Origin of the sequence: Curtobacterium sp. JUb34, assembly GCF_003755065.1 — a bacterium.
Classification (GTDB): Bacteria; Actinomycetota; Actinomycetes; order Actinomycetales; family Microbacteriaceae; genus Curtobacterium.
Genome location: NZ_RJVH01000002.1, coordinates 57,975 through 75,050, shown reverse-complemented (window position 1 = coordinate 75,050; position 17,076 = coordinate 57,975). Strand labels below are relative to the sequence as shown.

Below are 17,076 nucleotides of genomic sequence, written 5' to 3'. Positions count from 1 at the left end.
GGCCGACGTCATGCGCGGCCCCACCCGCCGCTGCTGTGCGCCACGAGCCCCTGCAGCTGCGCGAGCGCGAGGGCATCCGCCACCTCGGCTCCGGACAGCCCGGACCGACGAGCGATCTCGACCTCTGGCAGGGCACGACGGCCGAGCGCGTCGAGGACGCGGACGACCTCCGGATCACGCTGGACCGAAACGAGGGGCTGGTCCGGCACCGCGGATGCACCGGACGCGGTCGCCGGGCGCAACGCGGTGATCGGGTCCCCCGGGTGCACGACGAGTTGTGCCCGGCCCTGCGCCACGAGCCGGTGGCACCCGACCGACGCCGAGGACGCGAACGCTCCCGGCACGGCGAACACCGGGCGGCCGAGCTGGCCGGCGTGGTGCGCGGTGTTGAGCGCGCCGGATCGCGCGCCGGCCTCCACGACGACCGTCGCGTCCGCGAGGGCGGCGATCAACCGGTTCCGTGCCAGGAAGCGCCACCGGGTCGGCCGTGTCCCCGGCGCCGACTCGGCCAGCAGCGCCCCCTGCCGAGCGACGTTGCGGAGCAGCTGGACGTTGCCAGCGGGGTAGAGCTGGTCGATGCCCCCGGCGAGGACCGCAACCGTCGGCGCGCCGGCGGCGATCGCGACGCGGTGTGCGACGGCGTCGATGCCGTACGCACCACCGCTGGTGATCGTGCAACCGGCGTCCGCCGCGGTCGAGGTGATCTCGGCGGCGGCCTCGGCCCCGGCGACGGTGTTCGCCCGCGATCCGACCACGGCCAGTGCGGGTGCACCGTCGCCGACGCTCGTGGTGGCGCTGCGCGTCCAGAGCACGAGCGGGGCGTGCGGGCCGAGATCGTCGAGCGCCGTCGGCCATCCAGGAGCACCGGGAACGAGCAGTCGGGCACCGACGCTCTCGGCCGCGGCGACGACGTCGGCCACGTCGGACCGGGAAAGCCGCGGTCGCCATCGGTCGATCGCCGTGCGCAGGACACCGGCGAAGACGTCGGCATCTTCCGCCCCGGGCACACCGGCCTCGACGCAGTCGGCGAGCAGCTCGTCGAACGCACCATCCGCCGCCGACAGGACCGAGCCCAGGGCACGCTGCGGACCGAAGGCAGCCATCAGCTCGCCCGCGACGGAGTCCCCCGGCTCCACGATCACGGACCACGCGACCCGGGCTGCGGTCTCCATCGGATCCGATGTGTCGTCGGTTCCGAGGATCCGCCGGATCGCGACGAGGAGTTCGCCGCCGTGTCCGGAGCCCACGCCGTTCACAGTGCGCTCCGGAGGGCGAGGGCGCCCCGGACGTGGGTCCTGGTCGGACGGTCGACCGCATCGAGGTCGGCGAGGGTCCAGGCGAGCCGCATCACCCGGTCCCAGCCCCGCATGGTCAGGGTGCCGAGGTCGAGCGCCCGGTCGAGCTCGGTGGTCGAACGCGGTTCGATCCGACCGTCCGCCCGCAGCCACGCTCCGGTGACCTCGGCGTTCTTCGTCCATCCGGTCCCTCGGAGGCGTGCAGCCATCCGTGCCCGGGCAACAGCGACCCCGGCGCGGGCCTCGGCCGTCGTCGGAGCGTTCCCGTCCGCACCGCGCATCTTCCCCGTCGTCACCCGGGGGACGAGCACCCGGATGTCCATCCGGTCGAGCAGCGGTCCGGACATGCGGCCGAGGTAGCGCCGGACCGCACTCGGCGGACACTCGCACGGCTGGCCGTGCGGACCACCGGCGTTCCCGCACGGGCAGGGGTTGGCGGCGAGCACGACCTGGCACCGCGCCGGGAACTCGGCGGCCCCCGCTGCGCGGTGGATCGTGATCCGCCCCGACTCGAGCGGCTGCCGGAGCGCATCGAGCACCGCCCGGGGGAACTCCGGCGCTTCGTCGAGGAACAGGATGCCGCCGGTCGCCCGCGACACCGCTCCCGGTCGCAGCACACCGGAGCCTCCCCCGATCAGCGAGATCGCCGACGCCGAGTGGTGCGGGGCCTCCCACGGGGGCTTCGTGCTCCACGATGCCGAACCGAGTCCGGCGACGGACCGGACGGCCGCGACCTCCAGCGCGGTCGCGTCGTCGAGGTCGGGCAGGAGTCCGGGGAGCCGCTCGGCGAGCATCGTCTTGCCGGCACCGGGCGGACCGAGCAGGAGGGCGTGGTGTCCGCCGGCCGCGGCGGCGATGACGGCGCGCACCCCGATCGGGTTGCCGACGACGTCCGACAACTCGGCCACCGGGCGTTCGACCGTCGGCACCGGCACCGGCAGCACCGCGTCGACCTCGACCGGCGGCAACAGCGCTCCGGCGTCGATCGCGGCCGCCCGGAGCGAGTCGACTCCGGTGGTGCGCACGCCGTCGACCACGCGTGCTTCGGGCAAGTTGCCGATCGGCAGCACGACCCGGTCGGCTCCGGCGTCTCGCGCGGCCAGCAGCATCGGGATGACCCCGGCGACCGGTCGGACCCGGCCGTCCAGGCCGAGCTCACCGATGTAGACGATGCGCTCGCTGACGTCGGGGGCGAGCCCGGCCCCGGCGAGCACCGCCATGGCGATCGCCAGGTCGAACCCGGAACCGCGCTTCGGGATCGCCGCGGGCGTCAGGTTCACCGTGATCCGGCGTGCCGGCAGTGGACACCCGGCGTTCGCAGCAGCGGCTCGGACCCGCTCGCGCGCCTCGCCGAGCGAGGTGTCGGGCAGTCCGATGATGCTGAACGCGGGCAGCTGGCTGGTCAGGTGGGCCTCGACCTCGATCCGGCGGCCGGTCACCCCGAGCAGGGCGACGGCCGCAGCACGACCGATGCCCGTCACAGCACACCCGCCAGGTGTTCCACGGCGGTCCGGGGCCCGTCGACGTGCACCGCGACGACGTCGATGCGGACGGCGCGTGCATGCACTTCGGGATGAGCGTCGAACCACTCGGGGACGAGTCGCCGCATCCGGGCGCGCTTCGTCACCGTGATCGCCTCGAACGGATGTCCCGTCGCCGTCCCGGATCGTGTCTTCACCTCGATGAACGCGAGCGTGCAGGAATCCCACGCGACGATGTCGATCTCGCCGCGGGCACACCGCCAGTTCCGTTCGAGGACCCGGAATCCCCGGCTTTGCAACCATGCCACGGCCCGGTCTTCACCGAACCGCCCCAAGCGACCGTTGCGGAGTGTTCGTCCGGGCGGACCCTGCACCTTCTGTTCCATGTCGTTGCCTCCGCGACAACGATCGCGCGGCCGGCCGCGGCGGACAGCGCAGACGGTGGATCTGTGGAATCAGGTGCGGACGATCCGCTTTGGGGAGGAATGACGAAGGACCCGGGTGATCGCGATCACCCGGGTCCTTCGTCAGCAGCGGATCAGTGTGCGGCTGCGTACGCTTCCTGCACCTGGGTCGAGATACGACCACGGGTCGAGACCTCGTAGCCGTTCTCCTTCGCCCATTCGCGGATCTTGCCGAGCTCTTCCGAGTTCCCGCGCTTCGGGGCCGACTTCGGAGCCGTGCCACCGGTACGACGACCGGAGACCTTGCGCGCTGCTGCGATGTAGTCGGAGATCGCTTCACGGAACTTGTCGACGTTGTCGTTCGTCAGGTCGATCTCGTACGACGATCCGTCGAAACCGAATTCGACCGTGCGTCCTTCACCGGTGGTGATGGGGGAATCGTCGAGGTCGTCGACGAGCTGGACGGTGACCTTCTGTGCCATGCGCGGCTCCTGTTCATTGGACGGGAAATCCCGATCAGAATACCGCGTGGAATTGCCGCACGTCACCGATCACCGGCGATTCACCGAATGCACCGGAAATGAAGATCACTCGTCGAGTGCGAGTTCCTTCGGGAGTTCGAGTTCTCGCGACGTCAGTTCTTCGACATTCACGTCCTTGAACGTGAGGACGCGCACGCCCTTCACGAACCGGTCGGAACGGTAGACGTCCCACACCCAGACGTCGTTCATCGTCAGTTCGAAGTAGAAATCGTGCTCGGTGTCCCGGCGCACGAGTTCGACCTCGTTCGCCAGGTAGAAACGTCGCTCCGTCTCGACCACGTAGCGGAACTGCGACACGACGTCGCGGTACTCGCGGTACAGGGCCAGCTCGACCTCGCGGTCGTAGTCGTCGAATTCGTCCTCATCCATTGCGCCCACAGTCTACGGCGACAGCCGCAGCAGCGCGCGACCTCGACACTTGCCCCCACCTGAGCTCATCGAGGTTCCACAACACGCCGCCTGCGTTCCACCGAGGTTTCACGTCCGAGCGGGAGGTGCGCCGAGATGCCGAGATTTCGGAACCTCACGGGTGCGGGAGGGAGCAGCCGTCAGCCGACGAGCGCGTCGAAGCCGTCCAGCGAGACGCTCGAGGCCTGGTGCAACCACGACTTCCGGTGCAGGGCGTGCGCCCCGACCGTGCGGATGGCGTCGTAGTGCGCGGTCGAGCCGTAGCCCTTGTTCGACGCCCAGGCGTAGTGGGGCGCCTCGTCGTGGGCCGCGATCATCAGGGCGTCCCGTGCGACCTTCGCCACGATCGACGCCGCGGCGACCGATGCGCAGTCGCGGTCGGCCTTGACCTGCACGACGACCTCGAGCGGGTCCGTGGGTGGCCGGAGGGACGCCGGGACGGCTCGGGTGAGCCAGTCGAAGGACCCGTCCAGCACGACCACGGCGCCGTCGAGCGACAGGCCTCCGGCGACCAGCGACTCGAGTGCCTGCGCGCCCGCGGCACCGAGCGCCGGGACGATCCCCTGCCGGTCGACGTACTCGGCGGACGCCATGCCGACGGCGGTGCGCGCCCACCGTGTGACGACGGGGACCAGGTCCGTCCGGCGGGCAGCCGACAGGAGCTTCGAGTCAGCCAGGCCCTGCGGGACCCGTCCGACGTCGATCGTCACGGCCGCGACGCCCACACCCACAGGGCCGGCGATCGCGCCACGGCCGACCTCGTCCATCCCGATGACCGTGACGCGGCCGGCGCCGAGCAGTCGCTTCTCGACACGCAGGGACGGGCGGACGGCGGTCACTGGTCGCGCTCCTCCACGCCGGCGAACACCTCGGGGTGGTCGTCGAGCCACGTCCAGCGGCTCGTCGGCCAGGAGATCACGAAGGCGCGGCCGGTCACGTCGGACAGCGGCACGAACCCCTTCGACGGGGTGTCCCCGTTGTAGCGGGAGTCCTTGGAGTCGTTGCGGTTGTCGCCCATCACCCAGATGGTGCCCTTCGGCACGGTGACGGAGAAGTCGGTCGCCGATGCAGGGGCGCCGGCCGGCAGCTTGAGGTACGGCTCCTTGATGGGGACGCCGTTCACGGACATCTGCCCGAGGTCGTTGCAGCAGGAGACCTTGTCACCCGGCAGGCCGATCACGCGTTTGATGAGGTGGTCGTCGCTGTCGCCGGTCCCGAGACCGATCTGCGTCAGCACCCAGTCGATGGCCTTGGCGGGCTGGGTGTCGGGCGTCACGCTCGGCACCTCGGACCCGGCGAGCCATCCGCCCGGGTCCTTGAACACGACGACGTCGCCGCGCTTGAGCGCCACGGCACCCGGGACGAGTTCGTTGACGATCACGCGGTCGTTGATCTGCAGCGTGTTCTCCATCGACGCCGACGGGATGTAGAACGAACGGATCAGGAACGTCTTGACCAGGAACGACACGAGCAGTGCCGCGATGAAGATGATGACGAGGTCGCGGAGGAATGTGAGGATCCCGTTGCGCTGTTTCTCGGGCCGGGGCCTGCGCCCGGATTCCTCTGTCGTGTCCGTCATTTCCGCTCTCGTTCACACCGCGTCCGCCCGGGTTCAGCGGGCGCAAAGGGAAAGCCCCCCGTCGATGCACAACCGTACATCGGCGAGGGGCCAGCAGCGGCGTCCGGCTCGCGGACGCTCACTGTGAAGGCGATCAGGCGTCGCGCTTCTCCTTGATCTTGCGGCGGGCCGCCTTGCCGCGGAGCTCGCGCAGGTAGTAGAGCTTCGCGCGACGAACGTCACCCTTGGTGACGATCTCGATGTGGTCGATGATCGGCGAGTGCACCGGGAACCAGCGCTCGACGCCGACCTGGAAGCTCACCTTGCGGACCTTGAAGGTCTCGCCGACGCCGTGGCCCTGGCGGCCGATGACGACACCCTGGAAGACCTGGATACGCGAGCGCGTGCCTTCGACGATGTTCACGTGCACCTTGATGGTGTCTCCGGCGCGGAAGTCCGGGACGTCGGTCCGCAGCGATGCTGCGTCGACGTTGTCGAGGAGCTGGCTCATGGCTGTTCTACTCTCTGCGGACGCACACGGGTCGCCGCGGATCGATGTCTGATGAAGTGGTGGTGCGTGCCCGGTGTCGGCGACTCCCCCGTGGCAGAGTCCAGCCAGGGCACAGCGATCCATACTGCCACACGGAACGCCGGGGGCAAAACAGCGAGGATGGACCCATGATCGAACTGCGCACCCCCACCGAACTCGACGGCCTGCGCGTCGCCGGTCGGTTCGTGGCCGACGTCCTCGACGAGCTGCTCGACACCGTCGACGTCGGCGTGAACCTGCTCGAGCTCGACCGCGTCGCCGCGCGGATGATCGCCGACCGGGGCGCCGAGAGCTGCTACGTCGACTACCACCCCTCGTTCGGCAGGTCGCCGTTCGGCAAGAACCTCTGCACCTCTGTGAACGACGCCGCGCTGCACGGTCTGCCCTTCGACCACGTGCTGCAGGACGGCGACCTCGTCAGCCTGGACTTCGCGGCGAGCGTCGACGGCTGGGTGGCGGACTCCGCCGTGTCGGTGCAGGTCGGGACGCCCCGCGACGAGGACCAGGCACTCATCGCCACCGTCGAGCGCGCACTGGCCGCCGGTGTCGCGCAGGCGGCGCCGGGCAACAAGCTCGGCGACGTGTCGCACGCGATCGGACACGTGGCGAAGCAGGCCGGCTACGGCGTCAACCTGCAGTTCGGCGGACACGGCGTCGGTCGGACCATGCACGGCGACCCGCACGTGCCGAACGACGGACGTCCGGGCCGCGGCCTGAAGCTCCGGCCCGGCCTGGTGGTCGCCATCGAGCCGTGGCTCATGCAGGGCACCGACGAGCTGTACCAGGACGACGACGGCTGGACGCTCCGGAGCGTCGACGGCTCCCGTGCAGCGCACGTCGAGCACACGGTGGCGGTCACCGAGGCCGGACCCGAGGTCCTGACCCTGCGTCGCGCCCAGCGCGCCGACCCGACCGCCTGACGGACTGGCGCGACCCGCTCAGCGGTGACGCGCCAGCGTCACGCGGGCCGCGCCGACCGAGCCTGCGAGGGAGGACGGTGCAGCCCCGCCCCGCGCCTCCAGTCCGTCACGGGTCGCGACCAGTACCCCAAAGCGACAGATCTCGGCTGCGCCCGCCGTCATGTGCGCGACGGCGACAGTTGCCCGCGGATGTTCCACGGCAGACTGTCGCTTTCGCGAAAGCGACAACCGGCGACCGGCGACCGGCGACCGGCAAGCCCGGCGACCAGCCCGGGGCAGGAAGGCGCTACGCGTCGGGCAGCAGGTCGGGCCGGACGCGACGCGTCCGCTCCACCTGCTGCTCGTGCCGCCAGGCACCGACCCGCGCGTGGTGCCCGCTGAGCAGCACGTCGGGGACGTCGAAGCCGCGCCACGAGGCGGGCTTCGTGTACGAGGGGTACTCGAGCAGACCGTCCTCGTGGGACTCCTCGACCAGGGACTCTGGGTTGCCGACGACGCCGGGGACGAGTCGGCCGACGGCCTCGATCATGGCCATCGCCGCGACCTCGCCGCCGTTCAGCACGTAGTCACCGAGCGAGAGCTCGACGACCGAGCAGCGAGACGCCGCCCACTCGAAGACGCGGGCGTCGATGCCCTCGTAGCGCCCGCAGGCGAACACGAGGTGGTCGGACGTCGATGCGAGCGAGCGCGCGATGGACTGCGTGAAGGGCGTGCCGGCGGGGGTCGGGACCACCAGGGTCGACGAGCCGTCCGGCCGGAGCAGCGCGTCCAGTGCCTGCGCCCACGGCTCGGGCTTCATCACCATGCCGGCGCCGCCGCCGTACGGGGTGTCGTCGACGGTGCGGTGCCGGTCGGTCGTCCACGAGCGCAGGTCGTGCACGTGCAGGTCGAGGATGTTCTGCTGCCGGGCCTTGCCGAGCAGGGACACGTCCAGCACGGAGAAGAACTCCGGGAAGATCGTGACGATGTCGATCCGCACGGCAGCTAGTCCGTGACCGTCTCGGGCCGGGAGGTGTCCTCGGGGTCCTCGAACAGCCCCTGCGGCGGTGTGACCGTGACGGTGCCCGCCGCGATGTCGACCGCCGGCACGATGGCCGCGACGAACGGCACGAGGACCTCGCCGCGGGACGGGGTGTCGATCGCGAGCAGGTCCTGCGCCGGCATGTGGTCCACGCGGGCGACGGTGCCGACCTCGACGCCGTCGCGCAGGACCTTCAGCCCGACGAGCTGGTGGTCGTACCAGGCGTCGTCCTCGCCGGTCTCGGCGTCGGCGTCCTGCTCCACCCAGAGGATGATGCGCGCCAGGGACTCGGCCGCGGTGCGGTCGTCGATCCCGGCGAAGAACGCGACGGGGTGACCGTTGTACCAGCGGAGTTCGTCCAGCTCGAGGGTCTTGCCCGACCACGGTGAGTCGTCGGGGACCTGGAGCGTGAACGTGGCACCGGGGGTGAACCGACGATCCGGGTCGTCGGTGTAGAGCTCGAGCTTGATGCCGCCCTTGAGCCCGTGTGCCTTCGTGATGCGACCCACCCGGAGCTGGGTCGTCTCCCTAGGAATCGGTGTCGACCACGTCGACCCGCACCCGCTTGCCGTCGGCCAGGGCCGAGACGAGGGTGCGGAGTGCCTTGGCGGTCCGCCCGGCACGTCCGATCACGCGGCCGAGGTCCTCGGGGTGCACGCGCACCTCGAGGACCTCGCCCCGCGGGGAGGTGGAGCTGGCGACGCGCACGTCGTCAGGGTGATCGACGATCCCCTTGACGAGGTGCGTCAGCGCGGATTCGAGCAAGGACTACGCCTCGGTCGTCTCGTCGGCGGTCTCGGCGTCATCGGCCTTGGCGGCGGGAGCCGTCTTCTCCGACTTCGGCTTGAGGACGGCCTTCTTCGAGGAGTCGACCTGGAAGGCCGGCTTCGGCTCGGCGACCTTGACCTTGGACGCGGTGTCCTTCTCGCCCTTGAACTTGGCCCAGTCGCCGGTCAGCTTGAGGAGGGCCGCGACCTGCTCGGTCGGCTGCGCGCCGACGCCGAGCCAGTAGAGCGCACGCTCGGACTCGATCTTGATGACCGAGGGCTCCTCGGTCGGGTGGTACTGACCGATCTCCTCGAGGACACGACCATCGCGCTTGGTGCGCGAGTCGGCGACGACGATGCGGTAGTAGGGCGCACGGATCTTACCGAGACGCTTCAGACGGATCTTGACAGCCACAATTGCTCCTGTTTGCTTACGTTGTGGTTGAACCGGAACCGCGGGCGTGGGGGCACACACGGTGAAAGCTCGAGAGAGATCGCTCACAGCTGGATAGAGGGTCGAGCTGCGGCGATTCGACCGTTCATTCTTACAGATTCCCGGCCGCGATGCGAGCCGACGCGCTACGGCGCGAGTCGCCGGACCGCTTCGAGGGCCTCGGACGTCGCGCGGACCGCGTCCACGCTCCGTGCGTCGCGAGCGCCGCCGACGACGGCGAACGGCACACCGGCGGCCTGGAGGCCCGTCACGAGTCCGCCGGGCACGTCGCCATCGGTGTCGATCGCGCGTTCCTGCCCGGCGCAGACCACGACGCTGTCCGCCGGGATCGCGCGCTCCTCGCCGTGCTCGTCGCGGATCCAGAGGGCGCCGGGCTCGATGCGCAGGTACTCCTGCACGCCGCCCACCATGTGCACCCCGGCGTCACGGAGGCGACCGATGGCGACCCAGCGCGAGGTGATCCCGACGCCCTGGCCGAACTTGCCCGAGCGGCGGAGCACGGTGACGTCGGCGCCCGGCCGGATCGTGCGTGCCGCAGCGGGCAGTCGCTGGGGCACGTCGCCGACGAGTGCACCGGAGACGTCGAGGTCCCAGCGGGCCGCGAACTCGGTGGCCCGGACGGCCTCGTCGGGCGACTCGGTCAGGAACGCCGCGGTGTCGACGCCGATGCCACCGCCGCCGATGATCGCGACGGTACCGGCGGGCACGCCCTCGCGGAGTGCCCGCTCGTACGACAGGACGTGCGGCAGGTCGCTGCCGGGGACGTCGACGTCCCGCGGGACCACCCCGGCTGCGAGGACGACGGCGTCGCTACCGGCGAGGTCGGCGGCCGTCGCCGGGCGCCCGAGGTGCACGGTGGCACCGCGCTCGTCGAGCTCGGCGCGGGCGGCCCGGACCGTCGCGGCGTAGTCCTCCTTGCCGGGGACGAGGGCGGCGAGGCCGAACTGGCCGCCGAGCCGGTCGGCGGCTTCCCACACGGTGACGTGGTGGCCGCGTCGGGCGGCGTCGACCGCGGCGGCGAGGCCGGCCGGTCCTCCGCCGACGACGTCGACGCGCTTCGGGTCGGTGGTCGGACGCGTGGGGAACGCGACCTCGCGGGCGGCGCGCGGGTTGACCAGGCAGGAGACCGGCGCGCCGATGATCGAGCGGTCGAGGCACGCCTGGTTGCAGCCGATGCAGGTGTTCACCAGGGCGAACCGGCCCGCGAGCGAGCGGTTCACGAGGGCCGGGTCGGCGAGGAACGGTCGGGCCAGGGCGACGGCGTCGATTGTCCCGTCGGCGAGGACGGTCTCGCCGTCGCGCAGGTCGGTCATCCGGTTCGAGGCGATCACGCGGACGTCGGGGTACGACGACGCGCGCACGACCCCGGCGATGCGCGCGGCGTAGTCGAGCCAGGCACCGTGCGGCACCGCGGCCTGCACGGTCGGGGTGCGGGACTCGTGCCAGCCGATCCCCACCGAGATGCCGTCGAGCCCGAGCGGCAGCAGGTCGTGCACGAGGGCGTCGACGTCGTCATCGGTCGAGGACCCGGGCATCAGGTCGGCGCCGGAGAGCCGGATCGTCACGGCGAGCCCGGGCACCGCGGTGCGCACCGCGCGGACCACCTCGATCGTGAAGCGCCGGCGACGGACGGCGTCACCGCCCCACTCGTCGTCGCGCAGGTTCGTCAGCGGCGACTGGAACTGGTTGATCAGGTACCCCTCGGACGCCATGATCTCGACGCCGTCGAACCCGATGTCGCGCGCGGACCGGGCCGCAGCGGCGAAGTCCTCGATGGTGCGCTCGACCTCGGCGGCGGTCAGTGCCGTCGGCACCACGCCGCGGGCGGCCGCCCACGGCAGGGCCGTCGGTGCCACCACCCGCTGGGGCTCCCCGTGCCGGTCGACCATCCCCGCGGCGAGCGCGTAGCGACCGGCGTGGAAGAGCTGGGCGAGGATCGTGGAGCCCTCCTCGTGCACGGCGTCGACCGCCGTACGGAACCGCTCGTCCGCTCCCCCGACGCCGAACACGGCGAAGTCGGGGCCGCCCCGGGCCTCGTCGTTCACCCCGATGCCGCCCGTGATGATGCACGCCGCGCCGCCGGCCGCCCGTTCGCGGTAGAACGCCGCCATGCCGGCCCCGCCGTCGTCGTGCACCTCGAGGCCGGTGTGCATCGACCCCATCACCACCCGGTTGGCCAGGTGCAGGGGGCCGAGGGTCCAGGGTGATGCGACGGTCCGGAGGGAGTCCGGCACGACGGGGGCGGAAGCGACGCTGCTCATGCGCCTATTCTGCGGTGTCCGCGCCCGCGGCGTCGGCCGGCAGCACCGCGTCGCGGAGCGGCGACGTCGTGTCCGCCCAGAACGGCGGCGCGATCACGGTCAGCCCGCCGTCGACCGACAGCACCTGCCCGGTGATGTACCCGGCCTTGTCCGACAGCAGGAAGTCGACGGCGTCCGCCATGTCGTCGGCGGTGCCGGGGCGCTGCAGTGGGAGCTTCTCGAACACGGAGTCGATCGGCGCCTGCCCGGGGACCTTCGTGTAGAAGTACTCGAGCGAGTCGGTGTCGATGAGGCCGCCGTTCACCGCGTTCACGGTGATCTGACGCGGTCCGAACTCGACCGCCATGTACTTCATGTACGACTCGCTCATCGCCTTGGCGGCACCGAGTGCGGCGTAGGTCGGGAAGGCGCGGAGCGATCCGTACGAGGTCACGACGACGATGCGGCCACCCCGGTCCATCAGCTCGGCAGCGCGTTGCGCCCCGAGCACGAACGAGCGGGCGTTGGTGGCGTAGCTGCGGTCCAGGTGGTGCAGCTTGAGCTCCTTGACCGGCTTGAACGCGCTGGCGGCAGCGTTCGCGACGAAGTGGTCGAGGCGGCCGTAGGTGTCGCGCACCAGGTCGAACAGGGCGTCGATCGACTCCGGCTGCTCGATGTCGACCTGCGCGGTGATGCCGTCGCCGCCGGCGGCCTTGACGTCGGCCAGCGACTCCTCGGCCAGGTCGGCGTTGCCCTTGTACGTCACCACGACGGTGACGCCGCGCTGGCCGAGCTTCTGCGCGAGCAGGCGGCCGATGCCGCGCGAAGCGCCCGTGATCAGTGCGATGGGTGCGTTGGTGGTGTCGGTCACTGCGGTCCTCTACGTGCGTGGGGAAGGACGGGAGGCGCGGGGCGGGCCCGCCACGGGCCTCCCGTCCGGTGGGTGGTGGTGGTCTAGAACCCGGCCGTGCCGGTGACGACGGCGCGGCCGACGACCAGCTTCTGGATCTCGTTGGTGCCCTCTTCGAAGCGCTGCGCGCGCGCGTCGCGGTAGACGCGCTCGATCGCGTTGCGCTTCCAGTAGCCCTGGCCGCCGTGCACCTGCAGGGCCTTGTCGGTGACGCGGGCGAGCATGTCGACGGCGACCATCTTCGAGGCGCTGGACAGCGTGCCGGCGTCGGGACGGTCCTCCTCGTAGGCGCGGGCGGCCTCGAGGACCAGGGCGCGGGCGGCGGCGATGTCGGCGTAGTTCTCGGCCAGGTAGAACTGGATCGCCTGGCGGCTGGAGAGCTGCTTGCCGAAGGTCTCGCGCTTGTTGGCGTACTCGACGGCGAGCTCGTTGGCCCGCTCGGCGAGGCCGACGGCGCTCATCGCGACGGACACACGACTCGGCAGCAGGAAGCCGCCGAGCGCGACCTCGAGCCCCTGGCCCTCGGCGCCGAGCAGCGCACTGGCCGGCACGGGCACGTCGGTGAAGCGCAGGATCGCGTGGTCGGTGCCGCGGATGCCCATGGTGTCGGAGTCGTCGATCACCTCGGCACCCGGCAGCCCGCTGTTCGGCATGAGGAACGCGACCGTGCCGTCCTGACCGGTGGTGCCCTCGAGGCGGGCGGCGATGAGCCAGTAGTCGGCCTTGACGCCGAACGTGATGAGGTGCTTCTCGCCGTTCATCACGTAGGTGTCGCCCTCGCGGCGGACGGTGGTCCGGATGTCCGCGCCGGTGCCCGCGGTGGCCTCGGTCAGGGTGAACGCGACGAGCGTGTCGCCGGCGACGGACGGCTTGACGACCTGCTCGATCTGCTCCGGCGTCGCGTAGGGGGCCATCGCGCGCCACGTCCCGTTGATGACGTGCACGAGCATGCGGATCGACGCGTGCGAACGCGACACGATCTCCATGATCTCCAGGTAGCGCGAGAACGGGATGGCCCGTCCGCCGAGCTCGGTCGGCGCGGCGAGGCTGAGCCACCCGTTCGCCTTGAGCTCCTGGAACAGCTCGGGGGCGACCTGGCCGGTGCGCTCGATCTCCTCGGCCCACTCCTCACCACGGCCGCGGACCCACTCGGTGACCTCGGCCTTGAGCTGCTGGAAGGCGGCTTCGTCGAAGCCGGTGCTCGTCTGCTCGACGATCGTCATCGTGTCTCGTTCTCCTTCGTCGCGACGAGCGCGGCCGCCTGCTCGCGCAGGATGTTCTTCTGGACCTTGCCGACCGCGTTGCGCGGCAGTTCGTCGATGTACTCGAGCCGCTCCGGCCAGTAGTACTTGCTCACGCCCGCCTTGTCGAGTGCCTGCTGCATCGACCGGAAGTCGAGCTGCTCGGCGCCGGCGGCCGGCACGACGAACGCGCAGGCACGCTCACCGAGTCGGGCGTCCGGCATGGCGACGATCGCCACGTCGGTGACCAGCGGGTGCTGGTAGAGCAGGTTCTCGATCTCGACGACCGGGATCTTCTCGCCACCGCGGTTGATGATGTCCTTCACCCGACCGGTGATCGACAGGAAGCCGTTCGCGTCGACCTTCGCCAGGTCGCCGGTCCTGTACCAGCCGTCCTCGGTGAAGACGTCGTCGGTCAGGTCCTGGCGATCGAGGTACCCGTCGAACATGGTCGGCGAGTGCAGCTCGAAGTCACCCTCGGTGTCGGCGGGCAGCTCGTGGCCATCGTCGTCGACGATCCGGATCCGGATGCCGGGCAACGCACGGCCATCGTGCCCGTACGCGGCAGCCGGGTCGTCGCTCGGGCTGGACAGGGCGCCGAGGCAGGTCTCGCTCGTGCCGAACGCGCCGAGGATCGCCGTGCCGAGCACCGTCGCGGCCCGCTGGGCGAGCGCCCGCGGCACGGCGGCACCGGTCGGCACGAAGATCCGCAGCGACTCGGGCTGGGCGGCACCGGCCTCGACCAGGTCGACGAGGTCGGTCAGGAACGGGGTCGCGCACTGCACGAACGACGCCTTCGCGACGCCGAACGCCTGCTCGAGCGCGACCGTGCCGTCCCACACGGGCTGGATGACCTGCGGCGCACCGAGCCGGAACGCCAGCAGCATGCCGTACAGGAACCCGGTCTGGTGTGCGAGCGGCGACGGGATGTAGATCCGGTCCGCGCTCGTCAGGCCGGACTGCGCGACGTGCATCGCCGTGGCCAGACCGAGGGTGCGGTGCGGGTGCTGCACGCCCTTCGGCTCCCCCGTCGTACCGCTCGTGAACAGCAGCTGGCAGACGTCGTCGGGGCCCGGCGCACGCGACGTGATCTCGTCGACGTCCACGTGCACCGCGTCGAGCGCGTTGTCGAAGTACCGCCAGTGCCAGTCGCTCGCCGCCACCCGGTCCAGGGCGTCGGCGGGCAGCGGCGGCTGGTTCGTCGGGGCGTCGACCTGCCCGCGCGCCTCGGACCGGAGCACGATGACGTGCTCGACCGACAGCCGGCGCTGCTGGGCCTTCGCCTCGTCGATGACGTCGAGGAGCTCGAGCGCCGGACGGCGCTTGCGGAAGAGGTTCGGCAGGAACACCACCCGAGCACGCGACCGGGCGAGCGTCATCGTCGTCTCGCGCGGGCCGAACACCGGCATGATCGGCGTCGCGACGGCGCCGATCTGGATCGCCCCGAGCGTGATGGACACGAACTCGCGCCAGTTCGGCAGCTGCATGGCGACCGACTCGCCCGTGCGGACCCCGAGTTCGAGCAGGAGCGCGGAGACCTTGTCGGCCTCGTCCTGCAGCTCGCGCCACGTGGTGTTCACGGGGGCTGCTCCCCCGACCTCGATGACGGCGAGGCCGTCGGGGTCGCTGGTGGCGAGCGCACGGACCTTCTCGCTCAGCACCAGGGGGTCGGCGTCGATGCCGGCGAGCGCGGGCGGTTCCGGGCTCGTGGGCGCGACCGGCTGCTGCTCGCCGAGGTCGGTGCGCTCGGCGTCGGCGCGCTCGCCGTCGGTGCGCTCGCCGTCGGTGCGCTCGCCATCGGTGCGCTCGCCGAGGTCGGTGCGTGCATCGGCCATCTCGGCGGCCTCGGCCGCGTCGGCCCGGTCGTCGCGGGCGATCTGCGCGGCGAGGGCGTCGCCGACCTCCATGTCGAGGCCGACGGAGTTCATCGCCTCGAGGAACGTCGGGTACGAGATCCGGTAGGCCCGCGGGTAGGTCAGCCCCGAGGTGCCGCGCGCCTTCGAGGCGGCGACGGCGAGCGACATGAGCACGCGGTGGTCGTTGAACGACGACATCTGCGCGCCGTGCAGTCCCTCGGCGCCGACACCGGTGACGCGGAGCTCGTCGGCACCCTGCTCGGCCCGACCGCCCATGCGGTTGAGCTGCAGCATCGCCGCGACGCGGTCGGACTCCTTCAACCGGATGTGGGCGACGTTCCAGAGCCGGGTGGTGCCCTCGGCGAACGTGGCCATCGTCGACAGGACCGGCAGCAGGTCGGGGATCGGCTGGCAGTCGATGTCGAGCGGTCGGAGCGGGGAGCCGTCGTGCTCGATGCGCACGAACCCGGTCTCCTCGTCGATCCGCATCGGGACGCCCATCGCCGTCGCGAGGTCGAGGAACTCGCTCTCCGGGTGGTCGGTCTCGGCGGTGGTGAAGGCCGTCATGCCGCGCAGGAGCAGGTTCGACTCGCGGATGCCCGCAGCGGCGATGCCGAACGCGGCGGAACCGATGTCCGGCGGGATGACGTAGTCGTGCGGAGAGGCCTGCTGGTTCGCCGGGATCCGGTACTCGAGCCAGTCGTCGGAGACCTCGATGGTCAGCCCGAACTGCCGCATCATGCGCACGGTGAGCTCGACGTAGGGCTGCTCGTTCAGCCGGCCGCCGGTGATGTGGATCCGGGTCTCCTGCTCGGCGAACGGGGCCACCAGCAGCAGGCCGGAGACCCACTGCGACAGGGTGCCGGCGATCGTGACGTCGCCGCCGCGGGGGCGCTTCGGCTGCACGGTGACGGGCGGGCAGTCGTTCGTCGCCTCGAGCTCGATGCCCATCTGGGTCAGCGACGTCAGCAGCGCCTTGATGGGCCGCCGCTGGAAGTACTTCATGCCCGCGAGCGTCATCGGCTGGTCGGCGAGTGACGCCAGACCCGTCATGAAGTAGAGCGTGGTGCCGGACGACCCCATGTTCAGGATGCCGTCGGCACCGCGGGACCCGTGGTCGACGACGTCGGTGGCCTCGTACCGGCCGCCGAGCCCGGTGACGTGGTACTCGTTCCCGCGACGCTTGACGTCGACGCCGAGGGCACGGAGCGTGCCGACGGTCCACTCGACCTGGCGGGTGGCGCTGATGCCGGAGACGATGCTCGTGCCCTTGGCCAGCGACGCGAGCACCAGGGCTCGGTGCGCGTGGTACTTCGAGACGGGGACGTCGAGCTCCCCGACGAGTGGTGCGGACGTGCCGCGCACGACCAACTGCATGTGTACCTCTTCCTGGGTGATCCCTTCCAAAGTACGCCCGGTGTGGAACTAC

Annotated in this window: 17 protein-coding genes; 1 reads left to right on the top strand and 16 read right to left on the bottom strand. The window is 71.1% G+C overall.

What is annotated here, in order from left to right:
• Positions 1-8 precede the first annotated feature (8 nt).
• From dprA to rplS, 8 genes are all read right to left on the bottom strand, one after another.
• Positions 9-1,247 carry a DNA-processing protein DprA gene (gene dprA / locus EDF63_RS06865; protein ID WP_148061742.1) on the bottom strand — a complete coding sequence of 413 codons (1,239 nt, stop codon included), beginning with the start codon at positions 1,245-1,247 and terminating at the stop codon, positions 9-11.
• Between the two features lie 5 nt (positions 1,248-1,252).
• Entirely contained in the window at positions 1,253-2,776 is a 1,524-nt protein-coding gene (locus EDF63_RS06860) for a YifB family Mg chelatase-like AAA ATPase (RefSeq protein ID WP_123312295.1), read from the bottom strand.
• Positions 2,773-3,162, bottom strand: a complete 390-nt coding sequence (locus tag EDF63_RS06855) for a YraN family protein (protein WP_123312294.1) — start codon at positions 3,160-3,162, stop codon at positions 2,773-2,775. The genes EDF63_RS06860 and EDF63_RS06855 overlap by 4 nt, the downstream gene beginning before the upstream one ends.
• Positions 3,163-3,314: 152 nt before the next feature.
• The gene (locus tag EDF63_RS06850) at positions 3,315-3,662 is read right to left on the bottom strand and encodes an Lsr2 family protein (RefSeq protein ID WP_123312293.1); all 348 of its coding nucleotides are present in this window, start codon (positions 3,660-3,662) and stop codon (positions 3,315-3,317) included.
• Positions 3,663-3,767: 105 nt separating this feature from the next.
• Positions 3,768-4,091, bottom strand: a complete 324-nt coding sequence (locus EDF63_RS06845) for a DUF2469 family protein (RefSeq protein WP_111086072.1) — start codon at positions 4,089-4,091, stop codon at positions 3,768-3,770.
• 179 nt (positions 4,092-4,270) lie between these two features.
• On the bottom strand, positions 4,271-4,969 hold the full coding sequence (locus EDF63_RS06840) for a ribonuclease HII (RefSeq protein ID WP_123312292.1): 699 nt from the start codon (positions 4,967-4,969) through the stop codon (positions 4,271-4,273).
• Positions 4,966-5,709, bottom strand: a complete 744-nt coding sequence (gene lepB / locus EDF63_RS06835) for a signal peptidase I (protein WP_123312291.1) — start codon at positions 5,707-5,709, stop codon at positions 4,966-4,968. The genes EDF63_RS06840 and lepB overlap by 4 nt, the downstream gene beginning before the upstream one ends.
• A 133-nt stretch (positions 5,710-5,842) precedes the next feature.
• Positions 5,843-6,199 (bottom strand): 50S ribosomal protein L19, encoded by a 357-nt coding sequence (gene rplS, locus EDF63_RS06830; RefSeq protein ID WP_123312290.1) that lies wholly within the window; start codon positions 6,197-6,199, stop codon positions 5,843-5,845.
• A 167-nt stretch (positions 6,200-6,366) separates the two neighbouring features.
• Between rplS and map the strand changes: the two genes are divergently transcribed.
• Positions 6,367-7,158 carry a type I methionyl aminopeptidase gene (gene map, locus EDF63_RS06825; RefSeq protein ID WP_123312289.1) on the top strand — a complete coding sequence of 264 codons (792 nt, stop codon included), beginning with the start codon at positions 6,367-6,369 and terminating at the stop codon, positions 7,156-7,158.
• Between the two features lie 286 nt (positions 7,159-7,444).
• On the opposite strand, the gene trmD is transcribed toward map, so the two are convergent.
• The 8 genes from trmD to aroA all read right to left on the bottom strand — a co-directional run bounded on the left by trmD (position 7,445) and on the right by aroA (position 17,024).
• Positions 7,445-8,137: a tRNA (guanosine(37)-N1)-methyltransferase TrmD gene (gene trmD / locus EDF63_RS06820; protein ID WP_123312288.1), complete on the bottom strand. Its 693-nt coding sequence runs from the start codon at positions 8,135-8,137 to the stop codon at positions 7,445-7,447.
• A gap of 5 nt (positions 8,138-8,142) precedes the next feature.
• The gene (gene rimM, locus EDF63_RS06815) at positions 8,143-8,688 is read right to left on the bottom strand and encodes a ribosome maturation factor RimM (RefSeq protein WP_311316880.1); all 546 of its coding nucleotides are present in this window, start codon (positions 8,686-8,688) and stop codon (positions 8,143-8,145) included.
• A gap of 19 nt (positions 8,689-8,707) precedes the next feature.
• Positions 8,708-8,944: an RNA-binding protein gene (locus EDF63_RS06810; RefSeq protein ID WP_111086067.1), complete on the bottom strand. Its 237-nt coding sequence runs from the start codon at positions 8,942-8,944 to the stop codon at positions 8,708-8,710.
• Between the two features lie 3 nt (positions 8,945-8,947).
• Positions 8,948-9,361 (bottom strand): 30S ribosomal protein S16, encoded by a 414-nt coding sequence (rpsP, locus tag EDF63_RS06805; protein ID WP_123312287.1) that lies wholly within the window; start codon positions 9,359-9,361, stop codon positions 8,948-8,950.
• A 164-nt stretch (positions 9,362-9,525) separates the two neighbouring features.
• Positions 9,526-11,661 (bottom strand): FAD-dependent oxidoreductase, encoded by a 2,136-nt coding sequence (locus tag EDF63_RS06800; RefSeq protein WP_123312286.1) that lies wholly within the window; start codon positions 11,659-11,661, stop codon positions 9,526-9,528.
• Positions 11,662-11,665: 4 nt separating this feature from the next.
• Positions 11,666-12,511 carry an SDR family oxidoreductase gene (locus EDF63_RS06795; protein WP_123312285.1) on the bottom strand — a complete coding sequence of 282 codons (846 nt, stop codon included), beginning with the start codon at positions 12,509-12,511 and terminating at the stop codon, positions 11,666-11,668.
• An 83-nt stretch (positions 12,512-12,594) separates the two neighbouring features.
• A complete protein-coding gene (locus tag EDF63_RS06790; protein ID WP_123312284.1) occupies positions 12,595-13,773 on the bottom strand; it encodes an acyl-CoA dehydrogenase family protein in 1,179 nt (392 codons plus the stop codon).
• A complete protein-coding gene (gene aroA / locus EDF63_RS06785; RefSeq protein ID WP_123312283.1) occupies positions 13,770-17,024 on the bottom strand; it encodes a 3-phosphoshikimate 1-carboxyvinyltransferase in 3,255 nt (1,084 codons plus the stop codon). The genes EDF63_RS06790 and aroA overlap by 4 nt, the downstream gene beginning before the upstream one ends.
• Between the last annotated feature and the right edge of the window lie 52 nt (positions 17,025-17,076).

What these genes read in the sequence shown, in the direction of transcription:
- EDF63_RS06790 (WP_123312284.1), bottom strand. Translation starts at nt 13,773, where the DNA reads ATGACGATCGTCGAGCAGACGAGCACCGGCTTCGACGAAGCCGCCTTC.
- aroA (WP_123312283.1), bottom strand. Translation starts at nt 17,024, where the DNA reads ATGCAGTTGGTCGTGCGCGGCACGTCCGCACCACTCGTCGGGGAGCTC.
- lepB (WP_123312291.1), bottom strand. Translation starts at nt 5,709, where the DNA reads ATGACGGACACGACAGAGGAATCCGGGCGCAGGCCCCGGCCCGAGAAA.
- EDF63_RS06800 (WP_123312286.1), bottom strand. Translation starts at nt 11,661, where the DNA reads ATGAGCAGCGTCGCTTCCGCCCCCGTCGTGCCGGACTCCCTCCGGACC.
- map (WP_123312289.1), top strand. Translation starts at nt 6,367, where the DNA reads ATGATCGAACTGCGCACCCCCACCGAACTCGACGGCCTGCGCGTCGCC.
- rplS (WP_123312290.1), bottom strand. Translation starts at nt 6,199, where the DNA reads ATGAGCCAGCTCCTCGACAACGTCGACGCAGCATCGCTGCGGACCGAC.
- EDF63_RS06845 (WP_111086072.1), bottom strand. Translation starts at nt 4,091, where the DNA reads ATGGATGAGGACGAATTCGACGACTACGACCGCGAGGTCGAGCTGGCC.
- EDF63_RS06855 (WP_123312294.1), bottom strand. Translation starts at nt 3,162, where the DNA reads ATGGAACAGAAGGTGCAGGGTCCGCCCGGACGAACACTCCGCAACGGT.
- EDF63_RS06850 (WP_123312293.1), bottom strand. Translation starts at nt 3,662, where the DNA reads ATGGCACAGAAGGTCACCGTCCAGCTCGTCGACGACCTCGACGATTCC.